Annotated in this window: 22 protein-coding genes; 2 read left to right on the forward strand and 20 right to left on the reverse strand. The window is 60.5% G+C overall.

What is annotated here, in order from left to right:
• Positions 1–9 precede the first annotated feature (9 nt).
• From CKA81_RS07705 to hrpA, 7 genes are read right to left on the reverse strand one after another with little or no spacing between them, the layout of a single operon-like run.
• Positions 10–726 (reverse strand): polysaccharide deacetylase family protein, encoded by a 717-nt coding sequence (locus CKA81_RS07705; RefSeq protein ID WP_128356677.1) that lies wholly within the window; start codon positions 724–726, stop codon positions 10–12.
• A 22-nt stretch (positions 727–748) separates the two neighbouring features.
• Complete coding sequence (locus CKA81_RS07710; RefSeq protein WP_128354780.1) at positions 749–1,885, reverse strand: glycosyltransferase family 4 protein; 1,137 nt, start codon at positions 1,883–1,885, stop codon at positions 749–751.
• A 25-nt stretch (positions 1,886–1,910) separates the two neighbouring features.
• Positions 1,911–2,678, reverse strand: a complete 768-nt coding sequence (locus tag CKA81_RS07715) for a glycosyltransferase family 2 protein (protein WP_128354781.1) — start codon at positions 2,676–2,678, stop codon at positions 1,911–1,913.
• Positions 2,675–3,514 carry a polysaccharide deacetylase family protein gene (locus CKA81_RS07720; RefSeq protein ID WP_128354782.1) on the reverse strand — a complete coding sequence of 280 codons (840 nt, stop codon included), beginning with the start codon at positions 3,512–3,514 and terminating at the stop codon, positions 2,675–2,677. Before CKA81_RS07720 ends, CKA81_RS07715 begins: the two co-directional genes overlap by 4 nt.
• A complete protein-coding gene (locus CKA81_RS07725; protein ID WP_128354783.1) occupies positions 3,511–4,611 on the reverse strand; it encodes a glycosyltransferase family 4 protein in 1,101 nt (366 codons plus the stop codon). The genes CKA81_RS07720 and CKA81_RS07725 overlap by 4 nt, the downstream gene beginning before the upstream one ends.
• On the reverse strand, positions 4,611–8,099 hold the full coding sequence (gene dnaE, locus CKA81_RS07730) for a DNA polymerase III subunit alpha (protein ID WP_128354784.1): 3,489 nt from the start codon (positions 8,097–8,099) through the stop codon (positions 4,611–4,613). Before dnaE ends, CKA81_RS07725 begins: the two co-directional genes overlap by 1 nt.
• 48 nt (positions 8,100–8,147) lie before the next feature.
• Positions 8,148–12,026: an ATP-dependent RNA helicase HrpA gene (hrpA, locus tag CKA81_RS07735; RefSeq protein ID WP_128354785.1), complete on the reverse strand. Its 3,879-nt coding sequence runs from the start codon at positions 12,024–12,026 to the stop codon at positions 8,148–8,150.
• 77 nt (positions 12,027–12,103) lie between these two features.
• Between hrpA and argA the strand changes: the two genes are divergently transcribed.
• Together argA and CKA81_RS07745 are read left to right on the forward strand one after the other, a co-directional pair.
• Complete coding sequence (argA, locus tag CKA81_RS07740; protein ID WP_128354786.1) at positions 12,104–13,462, forward strand: amino-acid N-acetyltransferase; 1,359 nt, start codon at positions 12,104–12,106, stop codon at positions 13,460–13,462.
• A gap of 63 nt (positions 13,463–13,525) precedes the next feature.
• Positions 13,526–13,798 (forward strand): oxidative damage protection protein, encoded by a 273-nt coding sequence (locus CKA81_RS07745; RefSeq protein WP_128354787.1) that lies wholly within the window; start codon positions 13,526–13,528, stop codon positions 13,796–13,798.
• 55 nt (positions 13,799–13,853) lie between these two features.
• Here CKA81_RS07745 and phoU read toward each other — a convergent pair whose 3' ends face one another.
• The 13 genes from phoU to alr all read right to left on the reverse strand — a co-directional run bounded on the left by phoU (position 13,854) and on the right by alr (position 26,985).
• Positions 13,854–14,579 carry a phosphate signaling complex protein PhoU gene (gene phoU, locus CKA81_RS07750; RefSeq protein WP_128354788.1) on the reverse strand — a complete coding sequence of 242 codons (726 nt, stop codon included), beginning with the start codon at positions 14,577–14,579 and terminating at the stop codon, positions 13,854–13,856.
• Between the two features lie 68 nt (positions 14,580–14,647).
• Complete coding sequence (gene rpiA / locus CKA81_RS07755) at positions 14,648–15,331, reverse strand: ribose-5-phosphate isomerase RpiA (RefSeq protein ID WP_128354789.1); 684 nt, start codon at positions 15,329–15,331, stop codon at positions 14,648–14,650.
• 16 nt (positions 15,332–15,347) lie between these two features.
• The gene (locus CKA81_RS07760) at positions 15,348–15,704 is read right to left on the reverse strand and encodes a Spx/MgsR family RNA polymerase-binding regulatory protein (RefSeq protein ID WP_128354790.1); all 357 of its coding nucleotides are present in this window, start codon (positions 15,702–15,704) and stop codon (positions 15,348–15,350) included.
• Between the two features lie 9 nt (positions 15,705–15,713).
• On the reverse strand, positions 15,714–16,520 hold the full coding sequence (locus tag CKA81_RS07765; protein WP_128354791.1) for an ABC transporter permease subunit: 807 nt from the start codon (positions 16,518–16,520) through the stop codon (positions 15,714–15,716).
• Entirely contained in the window at positions 16,507–17,433 is a 927-nt protein-coding gene (locus CKA81_RS07770) for an ABC transporter permease subunit (RefSeq protein WP_128354792.1), read from the reverse strand. The genes CKA81_RS07765 and CKA81_RS07770 overlap by 14 nt, the downstream gene beginning before the upstream one ends.
• Positions 17,430–18,560 carry an ABC transporter ATP-binding protein gene (locus tag CKA81_RS07775; RefSeq protein WP_128354793.1) on the reverse strand — a complete coding sequence of 377 codons (1,131 nt, stop codon included), beginning with the start codon at positions 18,558–18,560 and terminating at the stop codon, positions 17,430–17,432. Before CKA81_RS07775 ends, CKA81_RS07770 begins: the two co-directional genes overlap by 4 nt.
• Before the next feature lie 5 nt (positions 18,561–18,565).
• Positions 18,566–19,666, reverse strand: a complete 1,101-nt coding sequence (locus tag CKA81_RS07780) for a polyamine ABC transporter substrate-binding protein (RefSeq protein WP_128354794.1) — start codon at positions 19,664–19,666, stop codon at positions 18,566–18,568.
• Positions 19,667–19,725: 59 nt separating this feature from the next.
• Positions 19,726–20,442, reverse strand: a complete 717-nt coding sequence (locus CKA81_RS07785) for a 3-deoxy-D-manno-octulosonic acid kinase (RefSeq protein WP_228255815.1) — start codon at positions 20,440–20,442, stop codon at positions 19,726–19,728.
• The gene (locus CKA81_RS07790) at positions 20,439–22,949 is read right to left on the reverse strand and encodes an ABC transporter permease (protein WP_128354795.1); all 2,511 of its coding nucleotides are present in this window, start codon (positions 22,947–22,949) and stop codon (positions 20,439–20,441) included. The genes CKA81_RS07785 and CKA81_RS07790 overlap by 4 nt, the downstream gene beginning before the upstream one ends.
• 3 nt (positions 22,950–22,952) lie before the next feature.
• Positions 22,953–23,696, reverse strand: coding sequence for a sulfite exporter TauE/SafE family protein (locus tag CKA81_RS07795; protein WP_128356682.1), 744 nt, complete (start codon positions 23,694–23,696; stop codon positions 22,953–22,955).
• Between the two features lie 44 nt (positions 23,697–23,740).
• Positions 23,741–25,102, reverse strand: a complete 1,362-nt coding sequence (radA, locus tag CKA81_RS07800) for a DNA repair protein RadA (RefSeq protein ID WP_128354796.1) — start codon at positions 25,100–25,102, stop codon at positions 23,741–23,743.
• A gap of 27 nt (positions 25,103–25,129) precedes the next feature.
• Entirely contained in the window at positions 25,130–25,846 is a 717-nt protein-coding gene (locus CKA81_RS07805) for an SDR family oxidoreductase (RefSeq protein ID WP_128354797.1), read from the reverse strand.
• A gap of 11 nt (positions 25,847–25,857) precedes the next feature.
• The gene (gene alr / locus CKA81_RS07810; RefSeq protein WP_128354798.1) at positions 25,858–26,985 is read right to left on the reverse strand and encodes an alanine racemase; all 1,128 of its coding nucleotides are present in this window, start codon (positions 26,983–26,985) and stop codon (positions 25,858–25,860) included.
• Positions 26,986–26,998 lie beyond the last annotated feature (13 nt).

Below are 26,998 nucleotides of genomic sequence, written 5' to 3' on the forward strand. Positions count from 1 at the left end.
CAGAGACGGCTAAGGCCTTTGAGGATCGCGGCGCTTTTCTTCCAATCGGGTCATGCATTTTTGCAGGAAGCGAAAAATATTGGTGGAGCGTGCAACGGTTACTCGGGGTAGACCGAAAGGATCGTCGTTGCTGTTCGCCAGCCCACCCAGGGTTGTCGTGGCATTGCTATACCCGGCATTACGGACCATGGCGCGTATGCCTGGCGTTTCGCCACCATAGGGATAGCAGAAGGCACTGACTTGCTTGTCCAGCAGTTGCTCCAGCTCGGCCTTCGATTGCCGGATCTGGTGATCGGCAACTTCGGGGGACAGCTTGGGCAAATAGGGATGATCCAAAGTATGCGAGCCAACCTCCATGCCGGCGGCTGCCCATGCCCGCATCTGCTCAACCGACATCAGGTCGGCATGCGCAATGCCTTTCTCGTAGTCCCAGACATTGCCGCCGTCCAGTTGACGGGCGACGAAGTAATTGGTGGCGGTGAAATCGTGATCGCGCAAGACAGGAAGCGCATTTTCGTAAACGTTGCGATAGCCGTCGTCGAAGGTAATGCCCACGACCTTGCCGCGTCGCTGTCCGAGCAGATAGGGCAAAAGGTCGTGCATGGAAAGGCCCCGATAACCAAAACGGCGCAACCATGTCATTTGACGCTTGAAGTCAGAAGGATGCACGATCAGGCTGCGATAGGGCGACTTGCGCGGCGCAGGCTGGCCGATTTGGTGGTACATCAATATGGGAATCATGGGCCGATTATATCGGGGCAACGCGCCGGGATACCAGGCCCACTGCCTGCGTATAGGCGTGCACGGTGTCCTGAATAAACTTCGCCGTGGGAAAAGCCTGCTGTGCACGCTGCCGTGCCGAGCGGCCCAGCGCCGCCAGAACCGAGGCGTCGGCCAGCAGGCCAGATAACCACGAATGGATGGCATCGACGTCTCCGGCCGGCACCACCCACCCGTCCAGCCCATCACGCACGTTCTCAGGCAGACCGCCAACCTTCGAGACCAGTGCCGGCAATCCCATCGCCATGGTTTCGCAGCTGGCATAAGAGGCTGCCTCGCGGTAAGACAGCACAAAGCCCACATCGCACGCACCCAATATGTCGCGTACATCGGCCACCAAGCCGGGAAAATGAACTTGGCCGTGCATGTCCAGGCGCCCGACTTCGTCCAAAACGCCCTTCGATGGCGGATCGCCCGCCACAATAATACGCACGCGGCACCGTTGCGGCGGCGACAGGCGAGCTGCAGCCTTCACCAGATCCATCCAACCCTTGTTATGGTCGGTGCCGCCGATACTGCCCAGAACCAGTACGTCCTTATCGATTGCACCAAACAGTTGTTCGCGCAGGGCCTGACGACGCTCGGCCGCCACCGGCGAAAAATGATTGATGTCGATGCCGTTGCGTATCACGGTTATGGGCCGACGGCGGTAGGCGGATTCGGTCAATATGTGCGCGACATGGTCGCAAACAGCAATGGAAAGATCGGTGCCCAGCCGGGCGCGCAGCCGATGGCCAGGACTAGAAACTGGGTTGGTGTTGTGTTTGGTCCAAACGATGGCCGGCCGGCGGGCCAGCCCCAGCGAGGCCAGCATGATATGCCGGTGGTCGGCGCCGCCATTGACATGGACGACATCGAAAGCTTCCCGATCCAGGAAACGCCTTAATTTGGCAACCTCGGCCAGCAGCGGCAAGGGTCTGGACGTATAGTGCCCGGGCAAAACCCTGACCCCCGGGAACAAGGTGGCCGCCTGATACAGGCGCCCGGTACGAGGTGCCGCCACGGTAACGTCGTGGGCGCTCTTCAGGCCCTTCAAGAGGCTGGCAACGTACGTGACGTGGCCTCCGCCATTGCCATGGTGGATGTCAGTAATGAGAATTTTCATGCGAGCCGACTAAGTTGCGCCGACGTCAGTCTTTATCGGGCGGGGGTTGTTTATTTTTATTTAGAAAAAGCAGCTTATTGTAACGAAAAAAGCTGCCCGCAGCCGCCATCCCGGCCAGAATAAAACCTTCCCGACCGTCGAGGAATCCGCGCCGTATGAGGTAGATGCGAATAAAGGTCCAGACTGCGTGCCCCGTTGCGCCCATGACGCTCGTCTGCTTTCCCCGCGCATGCATGGCAGCCGCCGCTTCGGACGAATAATGGTTGATCTTCGCAATGAAAGTTTCGAGGTTGGCGTAGGGATAGTGCAGGAAGTGCCCATGCAGCAAGGCCACTGGCGCCGTGGTCTGTACACTTTCATGCACCGGCACGTCCTTGAAGCGAGCCGTCCCGCGCCTGAACAGGCGCAGTACATGGTCGGGCCACCAACCGCTGTGCCGGATCCAGCGACCGCCAAAGTTGGACAGACGGGCAATCTTGTAGGCATCGGCGCTAGGCGCCGCAATGACTTGCTGGATCTCCTGTGCCAGTTCGGGTGTCACCCGTTCGTCGGCGTCGATCGACAATACCCATTCACAAGTGGCCAGATCGAGCGCGCGGTTTTTTTGCCGCCCGAAGCCCGGCCAATCCGCTGCAAGACTGACCCGGGCACCCCTGGCAGCGGCAATCTCGCGCGTGCCGTCCTGGCTGCCCGAATCGACCACGATGATCTCGTCGGCGAAATTGACCGAATCGATGCAGTCGGCGATGTGCCCTGCCTCGTCCTTCGTAATGATGATGACGGACAGCGTCATGTCCGCTGCCTGAGACTGCGCTTCCAGCGCTTCCAGCGATTGAACAGCGGCCCGATTACCGGATGGCCAGCCACTTGGATACGGCGCCCCACCGACTGGCCCGAGGTGTTGCGCACCGCAAAGCGATAAATATTAGCCGGGTCGGAGCCCGGGCGATTCTGTCCGAAAGCCTGGGTGGTATACAGGTATTTAAAGCCCGCCTGCTGCGCCAACCGCGTGTAGTCCGCATCAAAGTACCCCTGCGGCCAGCAAAAATGCTCGGACGCCGCACCCAGATTGGCTTCCAGGCAAGTACGGGAAGACGACAGCTCCTCTGCCATATGGGCGTTTTTGTCTTGCTGCGCAAGCAGGTCCCATCGGGTGTGTGTATGCGTGTGGCTGTGGAACTCGACGACGCCGCTGTCTTGCATGGCCTGGATCTCGCTCCAGCGAAGCATGACCTCGTCGGCGCGCCCCTGTTCGATACGGGCTTCGCATTCGCGGTGCGACGGTGTTTCGGGCAGCTCGCCCTGCCCCAGGCAATGCCGCTTGTCGCCGTCGCCTATCCATGACGTGACCAGAAATATCATCGCCGTGTAACCGTACTTTTTAAGCAGGGGGTAGGCGTATACCCAGTTATCCAGATAGCCGTCGTCGAAGGTGATCAGCACTGATCGGGCGGGGGCCGGGGCGCCGTCCAAATGCTGGGCAAATTCGGCGCTGGTCAGCGTCCGGTAATTGCGTCGTTTCAACCATAACAACTGTTGCTCGAAATTGGCCGGCGACACGGTGATCATGCCGTCCACTGGGCTAACATGGTGGTACATCAGCACAGGGACGCTGCGATTTCGACTCATTGTTTGCGCTCCGTAAGCCAACGGGTATAGCAGGATTCGATGCGCTCGGCCATGGCTTCGGCGCTGAAGCGCCCGGAAGCACGACAGAACTTCAAGCCTTCCTGCCCCATCTGTCGACGCAGGGCGGGATCCGTGATTAGCCGCTCCAGGGCCTGAGTGAACGCCGCCGTATCGTCAAGCGGAACCAGCATACCGCTGACCCCGGCATGCATCATTTCGGGCACGCCATCCACATCGGTGCCCACGACAGGCAAGCCGGCTGCACCCGCCTCGACGAAAGCCGTGCCCGATGCCTCGGTGCGCGTGGCAAGCGCAAACACATCAAAGCCGGCCAGCAAATTGGGGACATCGCGGCGCGTGCCCATCAGGTGCACTCGCTTGTCCAGTTTTTTGGCGGCGACGTAATCGCGGACTTCCTCGAACACCGGCGACCCGCCACCCACCAGCACCAGGTGCACATTGGGGCTGGCCCGTATCAGGGGCTCCATGGCATCGATCAGGCTCTTGTGACCTTTTTCCGCGCGCATGACCGCGACGCACCCCACCACGATGTCGTTCTGGGCCAGGCGCAGCTCTTCGCGCAGCGTGGAAGCCTCCGGTATGGGTGGTATATCTACCGCCGGATAAACCGTTGCCACCTTGGTGGGATCTGCGCCTCGCGAGATCAGGTGATCTCGCACAAAATCGCTGGCCGTCGTCACCCGGTGCGGAATGATGGTGTACGACAAGAGGGAGCCCACCTTCTTGGCCAGGTGTCGGGTACGGACAATAAGCGGCGTGCCCGCAAGCCGGGCCGCCAGGCCAGCCACTATGGTGTCGCGCCGGCTGTGCGTATTGAGCACATCGAATCGACCGCGACGCAGTACACCTCTTACCTTGACAAGGGTCTTGACGAAATTGACGGGTCCGTCCATGTAGGTGGTGTGCACCGTGAAGCCGGCCTCTCGCAAACGCTCGGCCAGCACGGCATGCGGCTGACATACGGCCTCGAGGTGATGGCCGCGCTCTCGCATGGCAATCATCATCCGGTAGATATATTGTTCTTGCCCACCAAAACTGGTGGCCGCTTCGGAATGCAGGATACGCAAGGGCGTCATCAATAATTTACCTCGATAGCCTCTGCCAGCGCCCAATCTTCCAGTTGTTCCAGCATGGTGTCGGCCATGCGTACCCGCCAATCTTCGCCCAGCCTGACCGTGCACAGATAGTCTTCCCGTTTCAGACGGATTTCCACCGGTACACCAGGCACGCCATTTTCAGGCTCTGCGCGAAAGGGGTTGAGCAGTTGGCGCAAGCGCTGTGCATCAGCGTTGCCGTTCAGGGTAATGCGCAAACTGCGTGCGCGCGCTTCGCGGGCCAATTGCAGGTCGTAGACCGACTCGGCCGACACACGCAAACCGCCTGAGTAATCATCATTGCTTACCTTGCCGTGAACGATGATAAGGCGATCTTCCTTTAGACGGTTGCGATGCTGCTCGTACAGTTCGTTGAAAACGGCGACCTCAACCTGTGCAGAGCCATCGTCCAGGACGGCATAAAGCATGCGGCCTCGTCGTGTCATTTTCGGCCGTACGGAAGCCAGCACCCCGGCAAACCATTGCGGGCTCCGGGCTGCCTCGAGACGCGCGAGCGGCCTGGGAGCAAAACGCCTTACTTCGTCGCGCCAGGCGTCGAACAGATGGCCGCTGAAGAAAAACCCCAGTGCGGCCTTTTCCTGCGTCAGGCGGGTCTGCAGATCCCATGGCGCCACTTTGGCCAGCTCGCCTTCGACGATATCGTTGGCATCGTCCGCAAACAGCGAGACCTGATTGGCGCTGCGCTCGGCCTGCTCGGCCGCTTCAATGGCATTACCCACCGTAGCAAGCAAGGCGGCCCGGTTCTCTTCGATTTGATCGAAGGCTCCGGCACGAATAAGCGCTTCGATGCTGCGACGATTGACACTGTGCCGGTCGATTCGGCGGCAGAAGTCAAACAAGCTGGTGTAAGGCCCGCCTTCCTGACGGGCACGGATGATCTCCTCGACCGCGCCCTGGCCCGTCCCCTTGATGGCCCCCAGGCCGTAGCGCATGGTGCGAGGCGGCTCGCCGCGGGCCGCATGTTCATCGGGCACCGGCTCAAATCGGTAAGCCGACGTGTTGACATCAGGGGGGAGGACTTGCACGCCGTTGGCAAGCGCATCCTTCCAGAAGATTTGCACCTTGTCGGTATCGTCCATATCGGAAGATAAGGTGGCCGCGAGAAACTCGGCTGGATGATGGGCCTTGAGCCAGGCTGTCTGGTAGGCGATCAAGGCATAGGCGGCGGAGTGACTCTTGTTGAAACCGTACCCGGCAAATTTCTCCATCAGGTCAAATAACTTGACGGCCAGCTTCGCGTCGTAGCCCTTCTCGACGGCACCCTTCTCGAAGATGCTGCGATGCTTGGCCATTTCTTCGGCCTTCTTTTTGCCCATCGCGCGGCGCAGGAGGTCGGCGCCGCCAAGGGTGTATCCCCCCACGATCTGGGAGATCAGCATCACCTGTTCTTGATAAACAATGACGCCGTAAGTGCTTTTGAGTACCGGCTCGAGATCCTTGTGGAAATAATCGACCTCGGCTCGGCCATGCTTGCGGTTGACGAAGTCGACCACCATGCCGGACTCGAGCGGCCCGGGCCGATACAGCGCCAGCATGGCGATGATGTCTTCAAAGGTGTTGGGCCGCAGATTCTTGAGCAGCTCTTTCATGCCGCGCGACTCAAGCTGGAATACCGCCGTGGTATTGCCGTCGGACAACAGCTTGTAGGCTTGCGGATCATCGAGCGGCAACGCCATGATGTCGAAGTCGCGCTGCTGTGGATTGAACTGACGGACGTAGCGAACCGCCCAATCGAGTATCGTCAGGTTGCGCAGGCCCAGGAAGTCAAACTTGACCAGGCCGGCCGCTTCGACGTCGTCTTTATCGAACTGCGAAACGGCGTTGCTGTCCACACCGGGTTGGCAATACAGCGGGCAAAAGTCGGTAAGCTTGCCTGGGGCTATCAGCACGCCTCCGGCGTGCATGCCTACGTTGCGGGTCAGCCCTTCCAGGGGCCGCGCCAGGTCGATCAGCGCGCGCACTTCTTCGTCCTGATCGTAGCGCTCCTTGAAGGCAGGCTCGTCGGCCAGCGTGCGCTCCAGCGTCCAGGGGTCCGCGGGGCTGAAAGGGATCAGTTTGGACAGGGTGTCGCACAAGGAGTAAGGCATCTCGAGCACACGCCCGACGTCGCGCACCACCGCCTTGGCACCCAGCGTTCCGAAGGTGGCGATCTGGCTGACAGCCTCCTTGCCGTACTTTTGCTTCACGTAGTCGATAACACGTTCGCGGTTGTCCTGGCAGAAGTCGATGTCGAAGTCAGGCATGGATACCCGTTCGGGGTTCAGGAAACGTTCGAACAGCAGGTCGTAGCGTATGGGATCAAGGTCGGTGATGCCCAGCGAGTACGCCACCAGCGAACCGGCACCGGAGCCTCGCCCGGGGCCTACCGGCACGCCGTTATTCTTGCCCCAGTTGATGAAGTCGGCCACGATCAGGAAGTAACCTGGAAAGCCCATCCCGATGATGGTCTTGCATTCCCATCGCAAGCGTTCCAGATACTGCGGATAACGGGCCTGCCGCTCGGCCTCATCCGGGAATAGCTGCTGCATGCGCAAGGCCAGCCCCTCTTCGGCCAACTGAGCCATGTGGTCGTCCAGCGTGATGCCATCGGGCGTTGGAAAATCCGGGAGACGCGGGCGGTCAAGCACCAGCGTGAGGTTGCACCGCTTGGCGATCTCCACCGCATTGGCCAGGGCCACGGGCACATCGGCAAAGCGCTGCACCATCTCTTCGGTGCTCAGCAGGTACTGCTGCTGGGTAAAGCGCCGCACCCGCCGGGCATTACCCAATTGTTCGCCTTCGGCGATACAGACGCGGGCTTCGTGCGCACGAAAATCCGTGGCTTCGAGAAACTGCACGGGGTGCGTGGCCACCACCGGCAGGTCGAGCGATGCCGCCACGCGCATGGCGGCCTGTACATAGGTTTCGTCGCCCTCGTGGCCGCTACGCTGCAATTCAATGTAGTAACTGCCCGGGAAGGATTTGGCCCACTGGCCCGCAGCCGCCGCAGCCTCGTCCATGTTGCCTGCCTCGAGCAACTGGCCAACATCGCCCGCACGCCCGCCCGACAGGACGATCAGTCCGCTACGGCCTTGCAGCCATTCGCGCCGCAATTCGGCCCGCCCCCGGTACTGGTTGTCCAGCCAGGCCTGGCTGAGAAGCTCGCACAGCGACAAATAACCCTGCTGTGAACTGGCCAGCAGCAAGAGCCGATAAGGCTTGTCGCGATCATGTTCGTTCTGTAGCCACACATCGCAACCGGCAATGGGCTTGATGCCGGCCGTCCGCGCCGCCTTGTAGAACTTGATGAGACCAAAGAGATTGGACAGGTCGGTGATCGCCATGGCCGGCTGGCCGAATTGCGCCGCCCGCTTGACCAGGTCGGGAATGCGCGCGATACCGTCTACGACCGAAAACTCGGTATGGACACGCAAATGGACGAAAGCGGGTGGGGTGTTGGCATCAATCATGGACCGAATTGTACCCAGCCTTAGCGTTATTGGAGCTGCCGCGCCGACCTAGCGCTGCATTGCCGCCCAGGCCTTTTGCAGGCGCTTTACCGATACCGGCATAGGCGTGCGCAGTTCCTGGGCGAACAGAGCCACACGCAACTCCTCGAGCAGCCATCGAAACGCCTCCAGTTGCGCATCGGCATTGCCCTGCAGGGCCACCGCGGCGCGCTGGTATTGAGCCACCAACGGCGCCATCTCGGCCATCAGCTTGGCATCACGCGCAGGATCGGCACGCAACTTGTCTATACGCACCTGGGCCGCCTTCAGGTAGCGTGGGTAGTGTGCCAGTTGCTGATAGGGTGTGTCGCGCAGAAACCATTTTCCCATCAGGCGCGACTGCTGCGCCTGCAAATCGGCGTATGCGCCGGCATGCGGCTTGGCCTGCGGCAGCTTCTTCTGCAACGCCGACCACTCCATGAGTATCTGCTTGGTCAGGCGGCCAACTTCTTGCGCCAGAAGGCCCAGGCGCGACTTGCCCTCATTGCGTCTCAATTCGAAAGCAGCCTGGTCCGAAGGCCAGGGCTCGGCAAGGCAGGCCTGATCCAGTGCGCAATCAATAATCTGATTGCGGAGCTCTTCCTGTGTGCCCAGCGACATATAAAGCATGCTCATCGTGGTCAGCTCAGGCAGATTCTTTTCAAGGAACTTCACCTGCTCGCGCAGTCCCAAGCGAAACAGGCGGCGCAAGCCTGCCCGATGCCGTTGGCGAGCCTGCGCCGGATCATCAAATACGTCCAGATCGCAATGGGTTTGCCTGTCAACCAGCGCGGGATAGCCCACAAACGATTGTCCCTTGCGGCGTATTTCCATGATCTCGGGTAGCGGGCCAAACGACCACTCGGTCAACTGCTCATGAGACAGGGCCTGGGCAACCTGGTCGTCCCGGGCCGCAAACTGCTGAAAGGAAGCCTGCGCTTGCTTGCCGTGCTCTGCCTTGAGTTGATCCAGGTTGCGCCCGCCCGAAAGCATGCGCCCATGCTCGTCCACCACTTTGAAGTTCATGAACAAATGGGCCGGCAAGGTTTCGGGCTTGAAATCACTGCGGGCCGGACGCTGCTTCACTTGCTCCCACATGTCGGCGCTGATCGCCTCCAGCAGGCCCCGGTCCGGATCGGCGGCCCTGTCGAACCAACGCTCATAAAAACCCGCTGCATAATCGGGCAAAGGCACACAATGGCGCCGTATTTTCTGAGGCAAGGATTTAAGCAGCAGATGAACCTTTTCCTTCAGCATGCCGGGCACCAGCCACTCGCAGCGCAAGGGGTCGATTTGGTTCAAAGCAAACAGAGGCACGGTCAAGGTCGCGCCGTCTCGCACGGAACCGGGTTCGAAATGATAATCGAGCGCCATCTCGACGCCATGCCACACGACCTTGCGCGGGAATATCTCGGTGGTGATGCCGGCGGCATCATGCCGCATCAGCGCATCGCGACTCAGCAACAAGGCCTTTGATTCTTCCTTGGACAGGCCTTTATGCCATTTCTCCAGGGTCGCGCTCTGGTAGACATCCGCAGGAATTTTCTGATCGTAGAAGGCGAAAATCAGGCTGTCATCCACCAGAATGTCCGGCCGCCGCGTCTGGTGCTCGAGTTTCTCGATGGCCAGAATCAGTTTTCGGTTTTCCCGCAGGAAGGGCAAGGAGACATCGATCTCTCCCGTCATCAGTCCCTGCCGGATGAACAGTTCCCGTGCTTGCGCCGGATCTATCCGACCAAAGTGGACACGCCTGCCGTTGTAGACCTGCAAGCCATAGAGCGTCGCCCTTTCATTGGCAACGACCTGGCCGGCTTTCCGGTCCCACCTCGGGTCGGACCAGTTACGGCGCAGCAAATGTCCACCCACTTTTTCCAGCCAGACCGGGTCGATGCGGGCAACGCAGCGGGCGTACAGACGCGTGGTTTCGACCAGTTCTGCCGCGACGATCCAACGGCCCGCCTTGCGCACCAGGCGCGACCCGGGGTGGATATGAAAGCGGATTTCCCGCGCGCCCTGATAGGTGCCGCTTTCTTCCGACTTCAAGCCGATATTACCGAGCAAACCGGACAAGAGCGCCATGTGGGTCTGTTCATAAGTCGCTTCGCTGGTGTTCATGCGCCAACCCTGTTCGCCGACCAGGCCGGATAGCTGACTGTGGACATCGCGCCATTCCCGCAGGCGCAGCGGCGAGAGGAAATTCTGGCGTAATAGCGCAACCAGCTTGCGTTGCGAGCCTTTGTGCTCTACTTGTTCGCCATACCAGCGCCATAGCTTGAGGTAGGAGATGAATTCGGACTTATCGTCGCCGAACTTGGCATGGGCCGCTTCGGAAGCCTCGCGCTCCTGCATCGGCCGGTCGCGGGGATCCTGTACCGACAGCGCCGAGGCGATGATAAGGATCTCGGCGAGGCATTGCTGGTCGCGGGCGGCCAAAATCATGCGGGCCAGCCGCGGATCCACCGGTAAACGGGCCAGCGCCCGACCGGTATCGGTCAGTGTCTGCTGCTCGTCCAGCGCGCCCAGTTCCTGCAACTGCTGATAGCCATCGGCCACTGCACGGCCGGAGGGGCGATCGACAAAGGGGAATACTTCGATATCGTCCAGCTTGAGCGCCTTCATGCGCAAGATCACCGAAGCCAACGAAGAGCGCAATATCTCGGGGTCGGTAAAGGCCGCCCGCTGCTTGAAATCAGCCTCGTCGTACAAGCGCACGCATACGCCCGGCCCTATGCGCCCACAACGCCCCGCCCGCTGATTCGCCGAAGCCTGGCTGATGGGCTCGATGCGCAGCTGCTCCACCTTGTTGCGCCACGAATAGCGCTTCACACGCGCCAGGCCGCTATCGACCACGTAGCGTATGCCGGGCACCGTAAGCGAGGTTTCAGCCACGTTGGTGGCCAGCACCACGCGTCGGCCGCTGCCTTCGGGATGAAAAATGCGCTCTTGCTCAGCCTGGGACAAACGGGCATAGAGCGGCAACACTTCTGTGCCCGGGGGGTGATGTTTGCGCAAGGCCTCGACGGTCTCACGAATCTCGCGCTCGCCGGGGAGGAACACCAGGATATCGCCCCGTCCGTGGCGTGCGCACTCATCCACACCCTCGACCACGGCGTCAATCAGATCGCGCTCCTCATCACTGGACGTCCGCTTGCCAGCCGCCTCGCCCGGAGCCGGCTCTTCATCCGCACGTACCGGTCGGTAGAGTATGTCCACGGGGTACAGGCGGCCCGACACCTCGATCACCGGGGCAGGCTTGCCGGCTAGGCCGAAATGCTGCGCAAAGCGGTCGGCATCTATGGTTGCCGAGGTAATGATCAATTTCAGATCCGGCCGCCGCGGCAGCAATTGCCGCAGGAATCCCAGCAGAAAATCGATATTCAGGCTGCGCTCATGGGCCTCATCAATAATGATGGTGTCGTAGCGCCTTAGCAGCGGGTCGCGCTGAGACTCGGCAAGCAGTATTCCGTCCGTCATCAGCTTGATGGCGGCGTTGGGTCCGGTCTTGTCGTTGAAGCGGATCTGATAACCGACCCAGTCGCCCAGTTCGGTGTTCAGCTCTTGCGCGATGCGCTTGGCCACTGAGGTGGCCGCCAGACGGCGCGGCTGGGTGTGGCCTATCATTTTTTCCAGGCCGCGCCCAAGTTCCAGGCAGATCTTGGGTAACTGCGTGGTCTTGCCTGAACCCGTCTCACCACAGACAATGATGACCTGGTTCGCCTTGATGGCCGCAGCGATATCGTCGCGGCGCGCGCTGACGGGCAGGTCTTCCGGGTAACTTACCGAAGGCAGGGCGCGGGCCGCGCGCGCTGCAGCCGGTGGGCGACGAACAGAAGCAGCACCGGCGGGCCTGGAGGCACGCTTGCTACCTGGTATGTGTGGGTTTTCCGACAAATTGACAAACTCTTGCATGAAACGTAATGGAAGCGGGTAGTCCGTTATTATAATTTTGGACGGACACAACCCCTGCTGAGACTTTACACTGCCATATGACCACCATCGAACCCGACCCCACGCTATCCGCGCAAGACGCGCCCGAATTCGCTCCGGCTCAGTTCGTGCGATGGTTTCGCGAGGTCGCCCCGTATGTCCACGACTTCCGGGGCAAGACATTCGTCGTCGCCTTCGGTGGCGAACTGGTCAGCGACGGCGCACTGAATGCCCTGATACAAGACTTGTCGCTGCTTTCGGCACTGGGCGTCAAACTGGTGCTGGTGCATGGCTCGCGCCCGCAGGTAAACGAACAGCTTAAATTAAAAGGCTACCAGACACAATTCGGCCGGGGCACCGAGCCCACCAGCGCCGAAGCGCTGGAGTGCGCCAAAGAGGCCGCGGGTGAAATCCGGCTCGACATCGAAGCGTCATTCAGCCAGGGCTTGCCCAACACCCCGATGTCGCATGCGCAAATACGTGTCATTTCGGGCAACTTCGTCACCGCACGCCCCGTAGGCGTGATAGACGGCCTGGATTACAAACACGCCGGCGCGGTGCGCAAGATGGATATCGACGCCATCAAGAACAGCATCAACCAGGGCTCCATTGTGCTGCTGTCTCCCCTGGGCTTCTCGCCTACGGGAGAGGCGTTCAACCTGGCCATGGAAGACCTGGCCACCAGCGCTGCCATCGCACTGCGCGCGGAAAAGCTTATTTTCCTGACGCAGGACCGCACGGTGCTTGATACGGACGGCACGGTCGATACCGAGTTGGCCCGCGAAGACGCTGATCGTATTCTGGCCTCGGGCACACTGGATGAAGATACCTCGTCATTTCTGACGCATGCCTCGCGGGCGGTCAAACGCGGCGTGGCCCGCGCCCATTTGGTGCCCTACACACTGGACGGCAGCATACTGCTCGAGATCTTCACCCACGACGGGGTGGGCACCATGGTGGTCGAAGACACGCTGGACGACCTGCGGCCTGCCTCGGTCGACGATGTCGGCGCCATCGTCCAACTGATCGAGCCCCTGGAAGCGGACGGCACCCTGGTGCCTCGGGGCCGTTCAGTCATCGAGCGCGATGTGGAAAAGTTCACTGTGCTGGAGCACGATGGCGTCATTTACGGCTGCGTCGCGATCATTCCCTACCCTAACGACCACATGGCCGAAATGGCTTGCCTGATCGTACAGCCCGAGTGGCAGGGTGCTGGCGAAGGCGAAATACTGCTGCGTCACGCCGAAGGCCGCGCGCGGGCCATAGGTGCCCGGCGCCTGTTCGTCTTGACGACCCGTACCTCGCACTGGTTCATCAAGCGTGGCTTCGTGCAAGGTGGCGTGGCCGACTTGCCCAAAGAGCGCCAGGCCCATTACAACCGTTCGCGCAACAGTCTGATCTTCATCAAGCGCCTCTAGTCCGGCACGCTGGCGCCTCGGTACAATAGGCAGTCAGTCAACTCGTTTTATAAGGTGTGTTCCATGGCTCGTATGGTGCAATGTGTAAAGCTCAAGCGCGAGGCGGAGGGGCTGGATTACCCCCCCTACCCTGGCGACCTCGGCGTGCGTATCTGGCAAAGCGTGTCGAAGGAAGCCTGGGCGCTATGGATGGATACGCAAACCAGGCTGGTCAACGAAAACCGCCTCAATCTTGCCGACGCCCGAGCGCGCAAGTATCTGGCCACGCAAATGGAAAGCTTCCTGTTTGATGACGTCGACGTCGAGGCCCAGGGCTACGTGCCTCCCTCGGCATAACGCGATCAACAAAAAACCGCCGATCAAGGCGGTTTTTTGTTGATCTGGCCGGTGCTCAGATCTCGTTTTCTTCTTCGGCGGCTTCACCCCTGGCCAGTCTCTCGGTGTTTTTGATGCCAGTGTGCCGTACGTCGTCGCCCCGGACCATGTAGATAACGCGTTCGGACATGTTCTTGGCATGATCGCCGATGCGCTCGAGCGCGCGGGCTATGAAGATCAGGTCGATGGAGCGCGAGATCGTGCGCGGGTCTTCTATCATGTAGGTAATGATATGACGTAGAGAGCCTTTCCACTCTTTGTCGACTTCCTTGTCGTTACGCACGACCTGCGCCGCATGAACGGGATCGAGCCGGGCAAAAGCGTCCAGAGAGTCGCGGATCATGGCGGTGACGAAATTTGCCATGTGGCGCAACTCGACCACGGGCTCGTAGCGGCCCCCGGACTCGTGCAGGCGCCGCGCCATCTTGGCGATTTTCTCGGCTTCGTCGCCACAGCGTTCCATGTCGGTCAGCATCTTTGATACGGACAACAGCAAACGCAGGTCGACGGCGGTGGGCTGGTTGCGAGCAATAAGCAGGCTGATGCGCTCATCAATTTCGACCTCCAGGCGATTGACTTCTTTTTCGCGCTCGCGCACTTTATCGACCAGAGTGAGGTCGCCCGTAGAGAGCGCCTCCATGCCGTCCTGCACCATGGCTTCGACCAGCCCGCCCATTTCAAGGAAGAGCGATCGTGTGGTTTCAAGATCGGTATGAAATTGCTTATTCGTGTGCTCAGACATATCGGCCCTTGATGTTCACATAAAAAATTGAAGTTACACAGGTAGTTTACATGTGAATCGTGACGCCTTTATGACAAGGGCAAATTCAGTCGACGCACGCCCGATTGTGTCGAGACCAACAGTACGTCTGCCCCGGCCAAGGCAAACAGGCCGCAGGAAACCACGCCGGGAATATCATTGATCAGGCCCTCCAGGTCGGCAGGCGCGGTGATCTGCAAACCCGCCACATCCACGATCTGACAGCCATTATCCGTAAGGAAGCCCTCGCGCAGCGCCGGTTCGCCGCCCAGGCCTGCCAGCCGCCTCGACACGACTTCACGTGCCATCGGAATGACTTCGATCGGCAGAGGGTAGGCGCCCAGGGTCTGCACCAACTTGGACTCGTCCACAATACACAGGAATTGTTCGGCCACGGACGCCACGATCTTCTCGCGCGTGAGCGCGCCGCCCCCGCCCTTGATCATGTTCAAGCCGTGATCGACCTCGTCTGCGCCGTCGACATACCAGGGCATGCTGGCCACATCGTTCAGGTCGAAGACGCGGATGCCGGCCTCCGCCAGGCGGGCCGAACTGCGCTCCGAGCTTGATACAGCACCGAGAAAACGATTCTTGTACGGGGTGATCGCCTCAATGAAAAGGTCTACCGTGGACCCTGTACCCACCCCCAACACAGTTTCTGGTGTGAGTTCGGGCAAAATGAATTGCACCGCGGCCTCGGCCACTTGTCGTTTGAGATCTGATTGCGTAAGCATGCGTATGATCCTGTCGTCAGGCAAAAATTGCGGAGTACTTCTTTTCCGAAAAACCGACACTGACCTGCCCGTCGGCGTCCACCATCACAGGACGTCGTATCAAGGCCGGAAACTCGGCGATCAGCGCCAGCCAATCCTGGGCAGTCTGTGGCGCCTTGCGCTCGGCAGGTAAATTGCGCCAGGTCATTGAAGCCCGATTCACCAGCTTCTCCCATCCGCCCAATTCGTCGGCCAAGACAGCCAAGACAGCCGGAGCGATGGGGTTATCGCGGTAATCGGTGAAGGCAAACGGCATGCCGTTCGCTTCGAGCCAGGCCATCGCCTTGATACAGGTGCTGCACTTCTTCAATCCATAAACCGCAATACTACGCATGTGGTGTCCTTACTGTTGGGCTTGTTTGCGCCACTGCATGCGGTTGGCGATGACGACAAACAGGCCGACGATGAGTATGAATAGCGTGGCCAGCGCATTGATCTCGGGCTTCAGACCCAGCCGGACGCGAGAGAAAACCTCGAGCGGCAGAGTTGTATAGCCGGGTCCCGACAAGAAAGAGGCGATCACCACGTCGTCCAGCGACAAGGTGAAGGCCAACAGCCAGGCGGCCAGCAATGCCGGGAAGATCAATGGCAAGGTAATGACAAAAAAGACCTTCAGTGGACTGGCGCCCAGATCCAGGGCGGCTTCTTCGAGCGATCGGTCCAGATCACGGATGCGCGACTGGATGATGACGGCAACGTAAGCCATGCATAGGGTAACGTGACCCACCCAGATGGTGAACATGCCATTGCCGGACGGCCAGCCGAGCAACTCGCTGATCTCCACAAACATCAGCAGCAGGGAAATGCCCAACACCACCTCGGGCATCACCAGCGGTGCGCTGACCATCCCTATGTATAGCCCGAAGCCCCGAAACCGCCCCATGCGCGCCAGCACATAGCCCGCCCAAGTGCCGATAATGACCGCAGCCGTTGCAGTCAAGGCCGCGATGACCAGTGAAAGCCGGGCGGCGCTCAGCAGGGCGTCGTCCCGGAACAGCTCGCCATACCATTTGAAAGAGAAGCCTGTCCAGGACGTCATCATCGACGAATCATTGAACGAGAAAACCATCAGGCACAGGATGGGCACGTACAAAAAGGCAAAGCCTGCGCCCAGCACGACCGCACGCAGGACGGGATCAGGACGCGTCATGTCCAACTCCTCTGGTGTCGTTCAATTGCCTGGCCTGGTTGTACTGGAACAGCACCAGTGGAACCAGCAACATCAAGACCATGACGCAGGTCACTGCGGCCGCCATCGGCCAATCGGCATTATTGAAGAATTCCGTCCACATCACCCGCCCCATCATCAAGGTATTGGCGCCACCCAGCATCTCGGGTATGACGTATTCGCCAACCGTAGGAATGAACACCAGCATGGCTCCGGCGATCACACCGGGCATGGACAAGGGGACAGTAATGGTCAGGAAGGCTTTCCATGGCCGCGCGCCCAGATCGTAGGCGGCTTCCAGCAAACGCAGATCAAACTTGACCAGGTTGGCGTACAGGGGCAGCACGAAGAACGGCAGGTAGGCATAGACCAGGCCGATGTAGACAGCCAGGTCGGTGCGATAAATTTCCAGCGGCACGTCTATGACGCCCAACCACAACAAGAAGTTATTGAGCAGGCCATCGTTGCGCAGGATCCCGACCCAGGCATACACACGCAGCAGCAAGGACGTCCAAAACGGCAGGATGACGCCCAGCAGCAACAGGTTGCGCAACGAAGGTTCGGATCGGGCGATGTAGTACGCCATCGGATAGCCGATCAGCATGCAGCACAGCGTTGTGATCGCTGCCATTTTTACCGAGTTCAGGTACGTGGCGATATACAGACTATCGCTGAACAGCAGCGCGTAGCCACGCAGGCTCAAGGCCAAGGTCAGGGTCTGTTCCTGCAATTCCGCCAATGGGGTATACGGCGGAATGCCGAAACGCAGATCAGCAAAGCTGATCTTCAGCACCAATAAGAACGGCAGCAACAGAAACAAGGCCAACCACAGGAACGGCGGCATGATCGTCAGCCAGCGTCGAATCGGCCATGCGCGCCAGGACAATCCGTTCATGATGGCAACACCGTGGCGCTGTCATCCGACCACGACACGAATACCTCTTCATCCAGACCCGGTGCGTCGGCTTGGGCCAGCATCAGGCTGGGCACACTGGCCTCCATAAGCTGCCCCGAGTCCAGCCTTACCTGGTAGCGCGCGTAGCTGCCCATCCACGCGACGTGGCTGACCATGCCATGGCCCCAGTTGAATTCTGCGTCGGGCTGCTCACGCAGCACGCGTATGTTCTCGGGCCGTATCGAAACATGCACCTCCATGCCCAGCGGCTCGCTGACGCCATGACTGACGTATAGCGGTCGGGTCAGCTCGGGACTTTCGATCGACACATGGTCGGACTCGTCGACAACGATCGTGCCGGTAAATAGATTGGTGGAGCCGATAAAACCGGCCACGAAGCGAGAGTTGGGGAAGGCATAAACCGCTTGCGGTGTGCCGCACTGAATGATCTGCCCTTCCGTCATGACAGCCAGCCGATGCGCCATGGTCATGGCTTCTTCCTGATCGTGGGTCACCATGATGCAAGTCACGCCGACCTGATCCAGGATCTTGATCAGTTCAAGCTGCGTTTTCTGGCGGATCTGCTTGTCCAGCGCCGACATGGGCTCGTCCAGCAACAAGAGCTTGGGCCGCTTGACCAGGCTGCGCGCCAAGGCCACGCGCTGCTGCTGTCCGCCTGACAATTGATGCGGCTTTCGACGAGCGAAGCCGGCCATCTGGACCAGATCCAGCGCTTCGAAAACGCGTTCATGGATCTCGTTGCGCGGCACGCCCTCCTGTTTCAGGCCGAAAGCGACGTTCGCCTCTACTGTCATGTGAGGGAAAAGCGCGTAGGACTGGAACATCATGTTGACCGGCCGCCGATACGGCGGCAGGCTGGTGATGTCTTCGTTGTCCAGGTAGATGCGCCCCGAAGTGACCTCCTCGAAACCGGCCAGCATGCGCAGCAGCGTGGATTTTCCGCAGCCGGAGCTGCCCAGCAAGGCGAACACTTCGTGGCGCCGTACCGACAGGCTGACCGACTGCACGGCTACCGTGTCGCCGTATATCTTGACCACCTCTTCGATGCGGACGAACTCATCCGCGTCGCCTGACCACGGGGATGCGACGGAGCGATTATCGAGCATGACCGTCAACGCCCGGACTTGAGCTCAGCCCACATGCGCGTTTGCACGCGCTGCATGGCAGGAGTCTGTGGCTTGATCACATAAAGTGTGCTGGCAACGTCGTCGGGTGGGTAGATCATGGGGTTGTCGGCCACTTCCTTGACGACGTGCTTGCGTGCCTCTTTGTTGGCGTTCGGGTAAAACATGACGTTAGTGATGGCGGCATGCACTTGGGGCGTTTCTATGTAGTTGATGAAGGCATGTGCCTCGTCTACGTTCGCCGCGTCTTTCGGTATGGCCATGGTGTCGAACCAGGCCGGGGCCCCGCCCTCGGGAATGTAATAGTCGATCTTGTAGCTCTTGCCCGCCTCGCGGGCCCGATTGGCCGCGATCATGACGTCGCCGGAGTAACCGTAGACCATGCACAAATCGCCCGCGGCCAGCTCATCGATGTAGCCGGACGAACTGAACTGCCTGATATAGGGGCGTATGGTTTTCAGCAGCGCCAACGCTTCTTGGTAGTCTTGCTGCTTGCTGCTGTTGGGGTCCTTGCCAAGGTAATGCAAGACAGCCGGGAACACTTGCGCGGCCTCGTCCAGCACCGAGATCCCGCAAGCCTTCAGCTTTTCAGCATTCTCGGGCTTGAACAGCATGTCCCAACTGCCCAGTTGCACGTCGGCGCCCAGGATTTCCTTAACCTTGTCGACATTGAAGCCCAGGCCATTGGTACCGTAGCCCCACGGCACCAGGTATTGGTTACCTGGATCAACCGCCTCGACAATAGCCATGATGGCCGGGTCCAGATGCTCCCAGTTCGGTATCTTGCTCTTGTCCAGCTTCTGAAACAGACCGCCTTCGATCTGCCGGGCTGCATAGTGCGTAGACGGCACGACCACGTCGTAACCGGACTTGCCGGTCAACAGCTTGGCTTGCAAGGTGTCGTTGCTGTCGTAGACGTCATAGCGCAGCTTGATGTCTGTGGCTTTTTCAAATCCGGAAAGTGTGTCGGGGGCAGTGTATTCAGCCCAGTTATAGACATTCACGACGCGCTGTTGGGCGCTGACGGGCGACAATGCCGTCGCAACGACGGCGGCCATAAGCAGCCTTTTCGCTGTGTTGAACTTCATTACGAGCCTCCCCCGACAATATTAAAAAAGCCAAAAGGCGTGATGATAAAGCTTTTTAGCTAAAAATGGCCATCTGCCCGTATCAACCGCGAATAGGCCGGTTCCAGCGCCATCCACCACTGTGCTCCCGAATCGCCAGCCACCTTGATGAGCGAGCGGCGTAGCCGTAGTAAGTTGCCACGCCGCCGTTCCGGCGAGACCGTCATCTTGCGGCCTTTGTCGAAGTCTATAAGCCAGACGCCGCCATCTTCGCCAAGCAGAATATTGTAGGCGTTCAGGTCGGCATGCCAGACACCTGCCTCGTGCATTGCATAAATGGCGGCCGCAACCTTGGCAGGGTCGGCATCGTCCAGCGCGCGGGCCAGCGGCTGCACATTGGGTATGCGTGCGATCAGGATGGCGGCGCGATAGCTCAGGCCGCGACGCCAGTAGGCGGCGGCCAAAGGTCGCGGCACCGGCAAATCAAGTTCGTACAGGTAGCGCAATAATTCGAACTCGGCGAAAGACCGGCTGGCTTCGGCCGACCTCCACAGGTAGTTATCGGCGCTTATTCTTGCAGCCAGACCGCCGCGCCGATAATGGCGCAGCACCGCCGCACCGAAGCCGCCGCTCACAAACCAGGCAGCCTGTCGCCCGCCATGCGAGACCGCCTGCGCCTGCAGCGACTCGGCGTTCGGATCAAACCACTGCGGCGTAGGCTGGTCCAGCGTTGCCGCGTCGTAGCGGATCGCCCCCTGTGCCATCGGGAAATCGACGCTGCGTATCCTTGTCATCATGTCGCTTCCCGTAGTGAGACCAGTGGCGGCGTTTTAAGCACGCCGGCCAGCGCCAAGGTGCCGCCCAGGAGGGATGCCGCGATACCTATGCCTATCCCGGCGACCCAGGGCCACCAGGACCAGGCCAGCGGAAACTCGAACACCAGCCGTGCCAGTAAACCGGCCACAGCAACAGCCCCGCCTGCCGCCAGCAAGCCGGCAAGCCCGCCCACGATCAATAGCTCGATGCGTTGCGCCGCCACCAATTGGCGTCGGCTGGCACCCAAGGCACGCAGGATCGCCACTTCGTGGATGCGCTCATCCCGGGTGGCAGCCAGCGCCGCGGCCAACACCAGCACACCGGCGATTACCGTGAAAAGAAAAAGCAATTGCACGGCTCTTACCACCTGATCCAGCACATGCTGCACTTGTCCCAGAAGAGAGCCGATATCGAAGAGCGTGAGATTAGGAAAATCGCGCAGAACCGCAAGCAGCCCAGCGGCCTGCTCGGGCGGCACATGCAGCGAAGTAATGTAGCTTGCCGGCGCATCGACCAACGCCGCCGGACTGAGCACGGCAAAGAAGTTCGTCTGGAAGGAATCCCAATCCACTTCACGCAGTCCGACCACGGCCACCTTGACGTCACGGCCTGCTACGTCGAAGGTCAGCGTGTCGCCAACGGCGATACCCAAGGTAGCTGCAAGGCCGGTCTCCAGGGAAGCCTCGTGAGCCTGGGGATCAAGCCATCGGCCGGCCGTCGTCTCGTTGCTGTCCGGCAATGTATCGGTGTAGGACAGATTGAATTCCCGTTTGGCCATGCGCTGCGCGCGAGCATCCTTGTAGTCGTCGGCATTGACCGCCTTGTCGCTGATCGCCACCAGCCTGCCCCGTATCATCGGCGAGAATGTCACTGCCTGCAGGCCCTCTTCCTTTAAACGGGCCTGTACGCTGCTGCGCTGTTCTGGCTGGATATTGATCAGAAAGGTGTTGGGTGCATCGGGTTCCAGGCTGCCTTGCCAGCCCTGCAAGAGATCGGTGCGCGTGATCGCCAGCAACAGCAATATCATCAAGCCGGTCGACAAGGCACACAGTTGCGTGACGGTCAGGCCACGGCGGCGCACCAGGCCTGCCAATGCAAAGCGCAAGGCGGCATGGCCGGCCGCGCGATGCCTCAGGCGGCCCAGGACGGCCACCAGCGCATGGGCGGTCAGCGCAAACAAGACGAGCGCCACGGCGAATCCGCCCGTCACCACACTGCTTAAGCGAAGGTCGCCTGAAATCCAGACCGTCAACGCGAAGAAAGCAGCGACCCCGAAAGCATAAGAGGGCCAGCGGCGCAACGGCGGCCCCGCATCATCACGACGCAGGACCCGGGCGGGCGCCACCTTGGGCAGCGCCGCCAGCGGGGGCAAGGCAAACCCCATCAGCAGCAATAAACCCGCGGCCAGACCCTGCCAGACTGGCTCGAGCGTGGCCGGCGGCAGCGAGGTATCCAGCCAGGCAGAGACAACCAGTACCAGGCCTTCGTGCACGGCAAAGCCCGCCAGCGCACCCACCGCACTGGTGATCAAACCCAGCGCCAGAAACTCCACCCATAGCGAAATGCCCAGCTGTCGCCGGCTGGCGCCCAGGCAGCGCATCACCGCAATACCATCCCGGTGGCGCAAGGTATATCGACGCGTTGCCAGGGCAACCGCCACGGCCGCGATCATCACGGTCAAAAGAGCGACCAACTGCAGGAATTGCTCCGCGCGGGTCAGTGCGCTGCGTAACTGTGGGCGGCTGGTTTGCGGCGTGGAGATCGTCTGGCCATCGACTACCTTCTCGGAAATCCAGTCCTGGTAGCGCTGCACTTGGGCGGGTGATCCGGCCACCAACAACTGATGACGGACGCGGCTGCCCGTCGCGACCAGTCCGGTTGCGGGCAGGTCCGACATATTGATCATGATGCGCGGCGCCACATTCACAAACTCCATGCCGCGATCTGGCTCGTAGGTGATGATGCGTGCAACGGTGAAGCTCGCCTCGCCCAGCGTGACGTCCTGGCCTGGCTCTATGTCGAGCTGATTCAGCAATTGGGCGTCCGCCCAGGCGGTGCCGGGCGCCGGAATGCCATCTGCAGGGTGGGCAGCACCGGATGGGTCCGTCCCATCGACTGTACGCAGTTGCCCGCGCAAGGGGTATCCGGGAGACACCGCCTTCAAGGACGCCAGTTGCATGGTGCTATCGGTGCCCGCCATGGAGGGAAACTGGACGGTTTGCGCTGTCGTCAAGCCAAGCTCGAGGGCACGCTGACCGAAAGGGCTGGGTATGGGATCCGCGGAACGCACTGCAAGGTCTGCCCCAAGCATTTGTGCTGAGTCGCGCTCCAGCGCCCCGCCAACACGGTCGGCAAGAAAACCCACACTGGTCACTGCTGTTACAGCGGTCACCAGGGCCAGCGCCAAGAGCCGTAACTCGCCCGAACGCCAGTCCCGCCTCAATGACCGCAGTCCGAAGCGCACTATAGAAACGATACCTGCATGCATGGTTCAGACCTTAATCAGCAATAGCACCATGATAACAAGCAGCATGCATGCAAAAGCGAGCTTGAGCCGGGGCTCGGGCAATGCGTAAGCCAGCCTGACGCCATAAGGAACAAGAAATATGCTGCCCACTGCCAGCGGCAGGCCCAGCAACCAATCGGCCTGACCATGGGCGGCATAGGTGATCAGCGCGACAATGGTTCCCGGAATAATCATCGTCAAGGCCAGGCCCTGCGCGCCGGTCTGGGTCAAGCGAAAAACTGTCGTCAGGATGGGCACAACCAGCACCGAACCTCCGACACCGAATATGCCACCCGCCATGCCCGCGATCATGCCGATCAGCGCGAACCATCCCTTATGGAAATCCTGGGTCTTGCGACGCGGCTTGGGTCCACCTCCGGCGGCTGGCCGCCATTGGCTCTGCACGATGTAGAAGATCGCAATGAACAGAACAAAGCCGGTATAGATCAGGCGCAAGCGCGACGGATCCAGTCCGAGTGCAATCTGGGCGCCTATCCATGTACACACGATGGATCCGGCAGCACCGGCAGCTGCCGCCTTGAGGTCGATCTTGTCTTGTTGATTGTATTGACGAACCGTCATGAGCACGGCGGGCAGAACCATGATCAAGGCCGTACCCTGCGCAGCTTGCTGATCCATATTCATGATCAGGCCCAGCAATGGAATGGCCAGTAGCCCACCGCCTATACCGAGGACTCCGCCCGTAAAGCCGATCAACGCCCCCGACATCAGGCAACCCAGCACAATCACATACCACGCCAAACGCAGTCCCCTCAGTGGCCTTCGCGCAGACGCGCGAGAGCAGCATCCACGCGATCGACGGCCCAGATCTCCAGGCCCTCTATGGGTAGTCGCGGCGCATTGGCACGCGGGATCAGCGCGAGGCTGAAGCCCAGCTTGGCGGCCTCGCGCAAGCGCTCCTGGCCGCGCGGTGCGGGTCGTATCTCGCCGGCAAGACCGACCTCGCCAAATACCACCAGGCCCTTGGGCAAGGGCTTGTTGTTCAGGGAGGACATGATGGCCAGCAGCACAGCCAGATCAGCAGCCGGTTCGGTAATTTTTACGCCGCCAACCGCGTTCACGAAGACGTCCTGGTCGAAGGTGACGACGCCTGCATGGCGATGCATCACCGCCAGCAACATGGCAAGCCGGGTAGCCTCCAGCCCCACCGAGAGGCGGCGCGGGTTGGGAACATGGGCAGTGTCGACCAGTGCCTGGATCTCAACCAGCAAGGGACGGGTGCCCTCTTGAGTGGCCATGACGCAGGACCCCGGTACGTTCTGCTCGTGCTGGGACAAGAACAAGGCGGACGGGTTGGCGACGCCGCGCAAGCCCCGGTCCGTCATGGCGAAGACGCCCAGTTCGTTGACTGCACCGTAGCGATTCTTGAAGGCTCGCACCAGACGAAACGACGAATGCGTATCGCCTTCGAAGTACAGGACCGTGTCGACGATGTGTTCCAGTACGCGGGGACCGGCCAGCGTGCCATCCTTCGTGACATGGCCGATCAGGACAATGGCGGTACCAGTCTGCTTGGCGATCCGCGTCAGTTGGGCAGCGCACTCACGCACCTGCGACACCGAGCCCGGCGCCGAGGTCAACTGGCTGGAATAAAGGGTTTGTATCGAGTCAATGACTGCCACGGCGGGTTTGTGCCGGGCCAGCGCATCCGTGATGGCCTCCAGGCGGATCTCGGCCAACAGGTCTACGTCGCCGCTGGCCAGCTCAAGCCGGCGGGCGCGCAGCGCGACCTGTTCGGCGGATTCTTCGCCGGTCACGTACAGCACCTTGACAGCATTGGACAGGCTGACCAGGGCTTGCAGCAATAGCGTGGACTTGCCTATTCCCGGGTCGCCGCCGATCAGGACGACCGACCCGGCCACCAGGCCACCGCCGAGCACCCGATCGAATTCTGCGATGCCGGTTGGCTGGCGCGCGTGCTCCCGGGCCTCGATATCGGCCAGGCTGCGTACAGGGCTGGCGCCGGCCAAGGGGGCAAAACGACTGGCTGCAACGCCGGCTTCCACCGCCTCGTGCAAGGTATTCCACTCGCCGCAATGCGGGCATTTGCCTTCCCATTTGGGACTGCTTGCACCACACTCACTACAAACAAACACGGTTTTTGCTTTGGCCATCGGGCAAGTTTAACCGCCGCAAGCGCTTTACCTGCCGGCGATGCTGCCTCCGCCATCAACACCAAGCACCTGGCCGGTGATGTATCCGGCCTCGTCGCTTAGCAGAAAGGTGACGGCCGCAGCCACGTCGGCCGGCGAACCGAAACGGCCCATGGGTATGGATGACAACGCCTTCTTTTCGACCTCGCTGCCTTCCGGATGCCCGGCACGAAATAATTCGGTCTCGACGGGGCCCGGAGAAACCGCATTGACGGTAATGCCATAGGGTGCGAGTTCGAGCGCCCAGGTCTTGGTGCACCCAATGAGTGCGCTTTTCGCAGCCGAATAGCTGGTGCGGTTGACGCTGCCGTGTGTGACGCGGCTGCAAATATTCACAATACGGCCTTCGTGACGCGCTTTCATGGAAGGCACGAAGGTCTGCGCCACCTGAACGGCCACCCGAACATTCAGGTCGAACACCTGATAGAGCGAGGCCAGGTCCACCTCGCCCAGCGGCTCCGGCATGATGACCCCCACATTGTTGACAACCGCATCTACCGGATACTTCTCGCGGATGACGCGCAGCATGTCCTCAGTCTCGCCGGCGTTATTCAGATCGCAGGCGTAAAGATAACCAGGAAAGTCGATATCCTGTGTCTGGCGCGCAAGGCCCACGACATGGCAACCCAGGTCGGCCAGCCGACGGCTGATCGCCCAGCCTATGCCCTTGGTGGCTCCGGTGACCAGTACACATTTATGCTTCATGGCATTTCCTTTCATACGATATGTTTTGGCACGCGAGGCGCCACAGCGCAAAGCAATTCGTAACCTATGGTGCCGGCCGCTGCGGCGACCTCGTCCACGGACGGCCCGCCTTCCCCCCACAACACCACTGGACTGCCCACGGCGGCATGCGGCACGGGAGTCAAGTCGGCAACCAGCATGTCCATGGATATGCGGCCCAACAAACGGGTACGCACGCCGGCAACGGTAATAGGGGTGCCGGTACCGGCATGGCGCGGATAGCCATCGGCATAGCCGCAAGCCACTACACCCACCCGGACAGGTTCGACGCAGCGGAAAGTGTGGCCGTAACCGATTGCCCCGCCGGTATCCACGCTGCGTACGCTGATCAACTGCGCGGCCAGCGTCATCGCCGGTCGCAGGCCCAACTGCCCGGCGGTAACATCGGCAAAGGGAGAGGACCCGTACAGGCAAATGCCGGGACGAACCCATTGTTCGTCTCCGGCAGCCTTGACCCACAGGCCGGACGTTAGCGTGGCGGCGGAATTGCAGACGCTGATGGAGCCTGGCAGCCCGGCCGTCACGGTATTGAAGGTTTCCAATTGCTGGCGTGTTTCTTCGGGGTCGTCGTCAGCCCGCGCGAAGTGCGTCATTTTGCCGACATGGCGCAGCACGCCTTGCTCGCGCAGCATCATTGCCTCGCGGTAAGCCTGGGGAAAATCCTGAAGGCTGAAGCCCAGACGGTTCATGCCGGTATTGAGCTTGACGTAAGCGTCCAAGCCAGGCGAGGTGGCCGTGCTGGCAGCCAGCATGTCCAGTTGCTCTTTGCAATGGATCGCCAGGGTCAGGTCGTGGGCTTGGGCAAGCTGGATGTCGCCCGGCTCGAAGCAGCCCTCAAGCAACAGGATGGGCTTGCGCCAGCCCAGTTCCCGGCAACGCAAGGCCTCGTCCAGATCCAGCATGGCAAGCCCCTCGGCCTCGTGGAAGGCCGAGACGGCGCTGGCGATGTCGTGCCCGTATGCATTTGCCTTGATGACCGCCCACACCTTGGGGCGCGGTTGGCTTGCGTGGCCGCTATCCGGTTGCAACTGCTGAATGACGGTATGTAAATTGTGACTCAAGGACGATATGGATATCGTCGCCGAAATCGGACGCGGCATGACTCCCTCCCTG

Source organism: Pollutimonas thiosulfatoxidans, assembly GCF_004022565.1.
In the GTDB taxonomy this organism is placed as follows: Bacteria; Pseudomonadota; Gammaproteobacteria; order Burkholderiales; family Burkholderiaceae_B; genus Pusillimonas_D; species Pusillimonas_D thiosulfatoxidans.

What these genes read in the sequence shown, in the direction of transcription:
- CKA81_RS07795 (WP_128356682.1), bottom strand. Translation starts at nt 23,696, where the DNA reads ATGTCGGGGGCGTTGATCGGCTTTACGGGCGGAGTCCTCGGTATAGGC.
- rpiA (WP_128354789.1), bottom strand. Translation starts at nt 15,331, where the DNA reads ATGCTTACGCAATCAGATCTCAAACGACAAGTGGCCGAGGCCGCGGTG.
- CKA81_RS07710 (WP_128354780.1), bottom strand. Translation starts at nt 1,885, where the DNA reads ATGAAAATTCTCATTACTGACATCCACCATGGCAATGGCGGAGGCCAC.
- CKA81_RS07760 (WP_128354790.1), bottom strand. Translation starts at nt 15,704, where the DNA reads ATGCGTAGTATTGCGGTTTATGGATTGAAGAAGTGCAGCACCTGTATC.
- CKA81_RS07790 (WP_128354795.1), bottom strand. Translation starts at nt 22,949, where the DNA reads ATGCATGCAGGTATCGTTTCTATAGTGCGCTTCGGACTGCGGTCATTG.
- CKA81_RS07765 (WP_128354791.1), bottom strand. Translation starts at nt 16,520, where the DNA reads ATGACGCGTCCTGATCCCGTCCTGCGTGCGGTCGTGCTGGGCGCAGGC.
- phoU (WP_128354788.1), bottom strand. Translation starts at nt 14,579, where the DNA reads ATGTCTGAGCACACGAATAAGCAATTTCATACCGATCTTGAAACCACA.
- CKA81_RS07775 (WP_128354793.1), bottom strand. Translation starts at nt 18,560, where the DNA reads ATGCTCGATAATCGCTCCGTCGCATCCCCGTGGTCAGGCGACGCGGAT.
- CKA81_RS07720 (WP_128354782.1), bottom strand. Translation starts at nt 3,514, where the DNA reads ATGAGTCGAAATCGCAGCGTCCCTGTGCTGATGTACCACCATGTTAGC.
- CKA81_RS07770 (WP_128354792.1), bottom strand. Translation starts at nt 17,433, where the DNA reads ATGAACGGATTGTCCTGGCGCGCATGGCCGATTCGACGCTGGCTGACG.
- CKA81_RS07745 (WP_128354787.1), top strand. Translation starts at nt 13,526, where the DNA reads ATGGCTCGTATGGTGCAATGTGTAAAGCTCAAGCGCGAGGCGGAGGGG.
- dnaE (WP_128354784.1), bottom strand. Translation starts at nt 8,099, where the DNA reads ATGATTGATGCCAACACCCCACCCGCTTTCGTCCATTTGCGTGTCCAT.
- CKA81_RS07805 (WP_128354797.1), bottom strand. Translation starts at nt 25,846, where the DNA reads ATGAAGCATAAATGTGTACTGGTCACCGGAGCCACCAAGGGCATAGGC.
- hrpA (WP_128354785.1), bottom strand. Translation starts at nt 12,026, where the DNA reads ATGCAAGAGTTTGTCAATTTGTCGGAAAACCCACACATACCAGGTAGC.
- alr (WP_128354798.1), bottom strand. Translation starts at nt 26,985, where the DNA reads ATGCCGCGTCCGATTTCGGCGACGATATCCATATCGTCCTTGAGTCAC.
- argA (WP_128354786.1), top strand. Translation starts at nt 12,104, where the DNA reads ATGACCACCATCGAACCCGACCCCACGCTATCCGCGCAAGACGCGCCC.
- CKA81_RS07715 (WP_128354781.1), bottom strand. Translation starts at nt 2,678, where the DNA reads ATGACGCTGTCCGTCATCATCATTACGAAGGACGAGGCAGGGCACATC.
- CKA81_RS07780 (WP_128354794.1), bottom strand. Translation starts at nt 19,666, where the DNA reads ATGAAGTTCAACACAGCGAAAAGGCTGCTTATGGCCGCCGTCGTTGCG.
- CKA81_RS07785 (WP_228255815.1), bottom strand. Translation starts at nt 20,442, where the DNA reads ATGATGACAAGGATACGCAGCGTCGATTTCCCGATGGCACAGGGGGCG.
- CKA81_RS07725 (WP_128354783.1), bottom strand. Translation starts at nt 4,611, where the DNA reads ATGACGCCCTTGCGTATCCTGCATTCCGAAGCGGCCACCAGTTTTGGT.
- radA (WP_128354796.1), bottom strand. Translation starts at nt 25,102, where the DNA reads ATGGCCAAAGCAAAAACCGTGTTTGTTTGTAGTGAGTGTGGTGCAAGC.
- CKA81_RS07705 (WP_128356677.1), bottom strand. Translation starts at nt 726, where the DNA reads ATGTACCACCAAATCGGCCAGCCTGCGCCGCGCAAGTCGCCCTATCGC.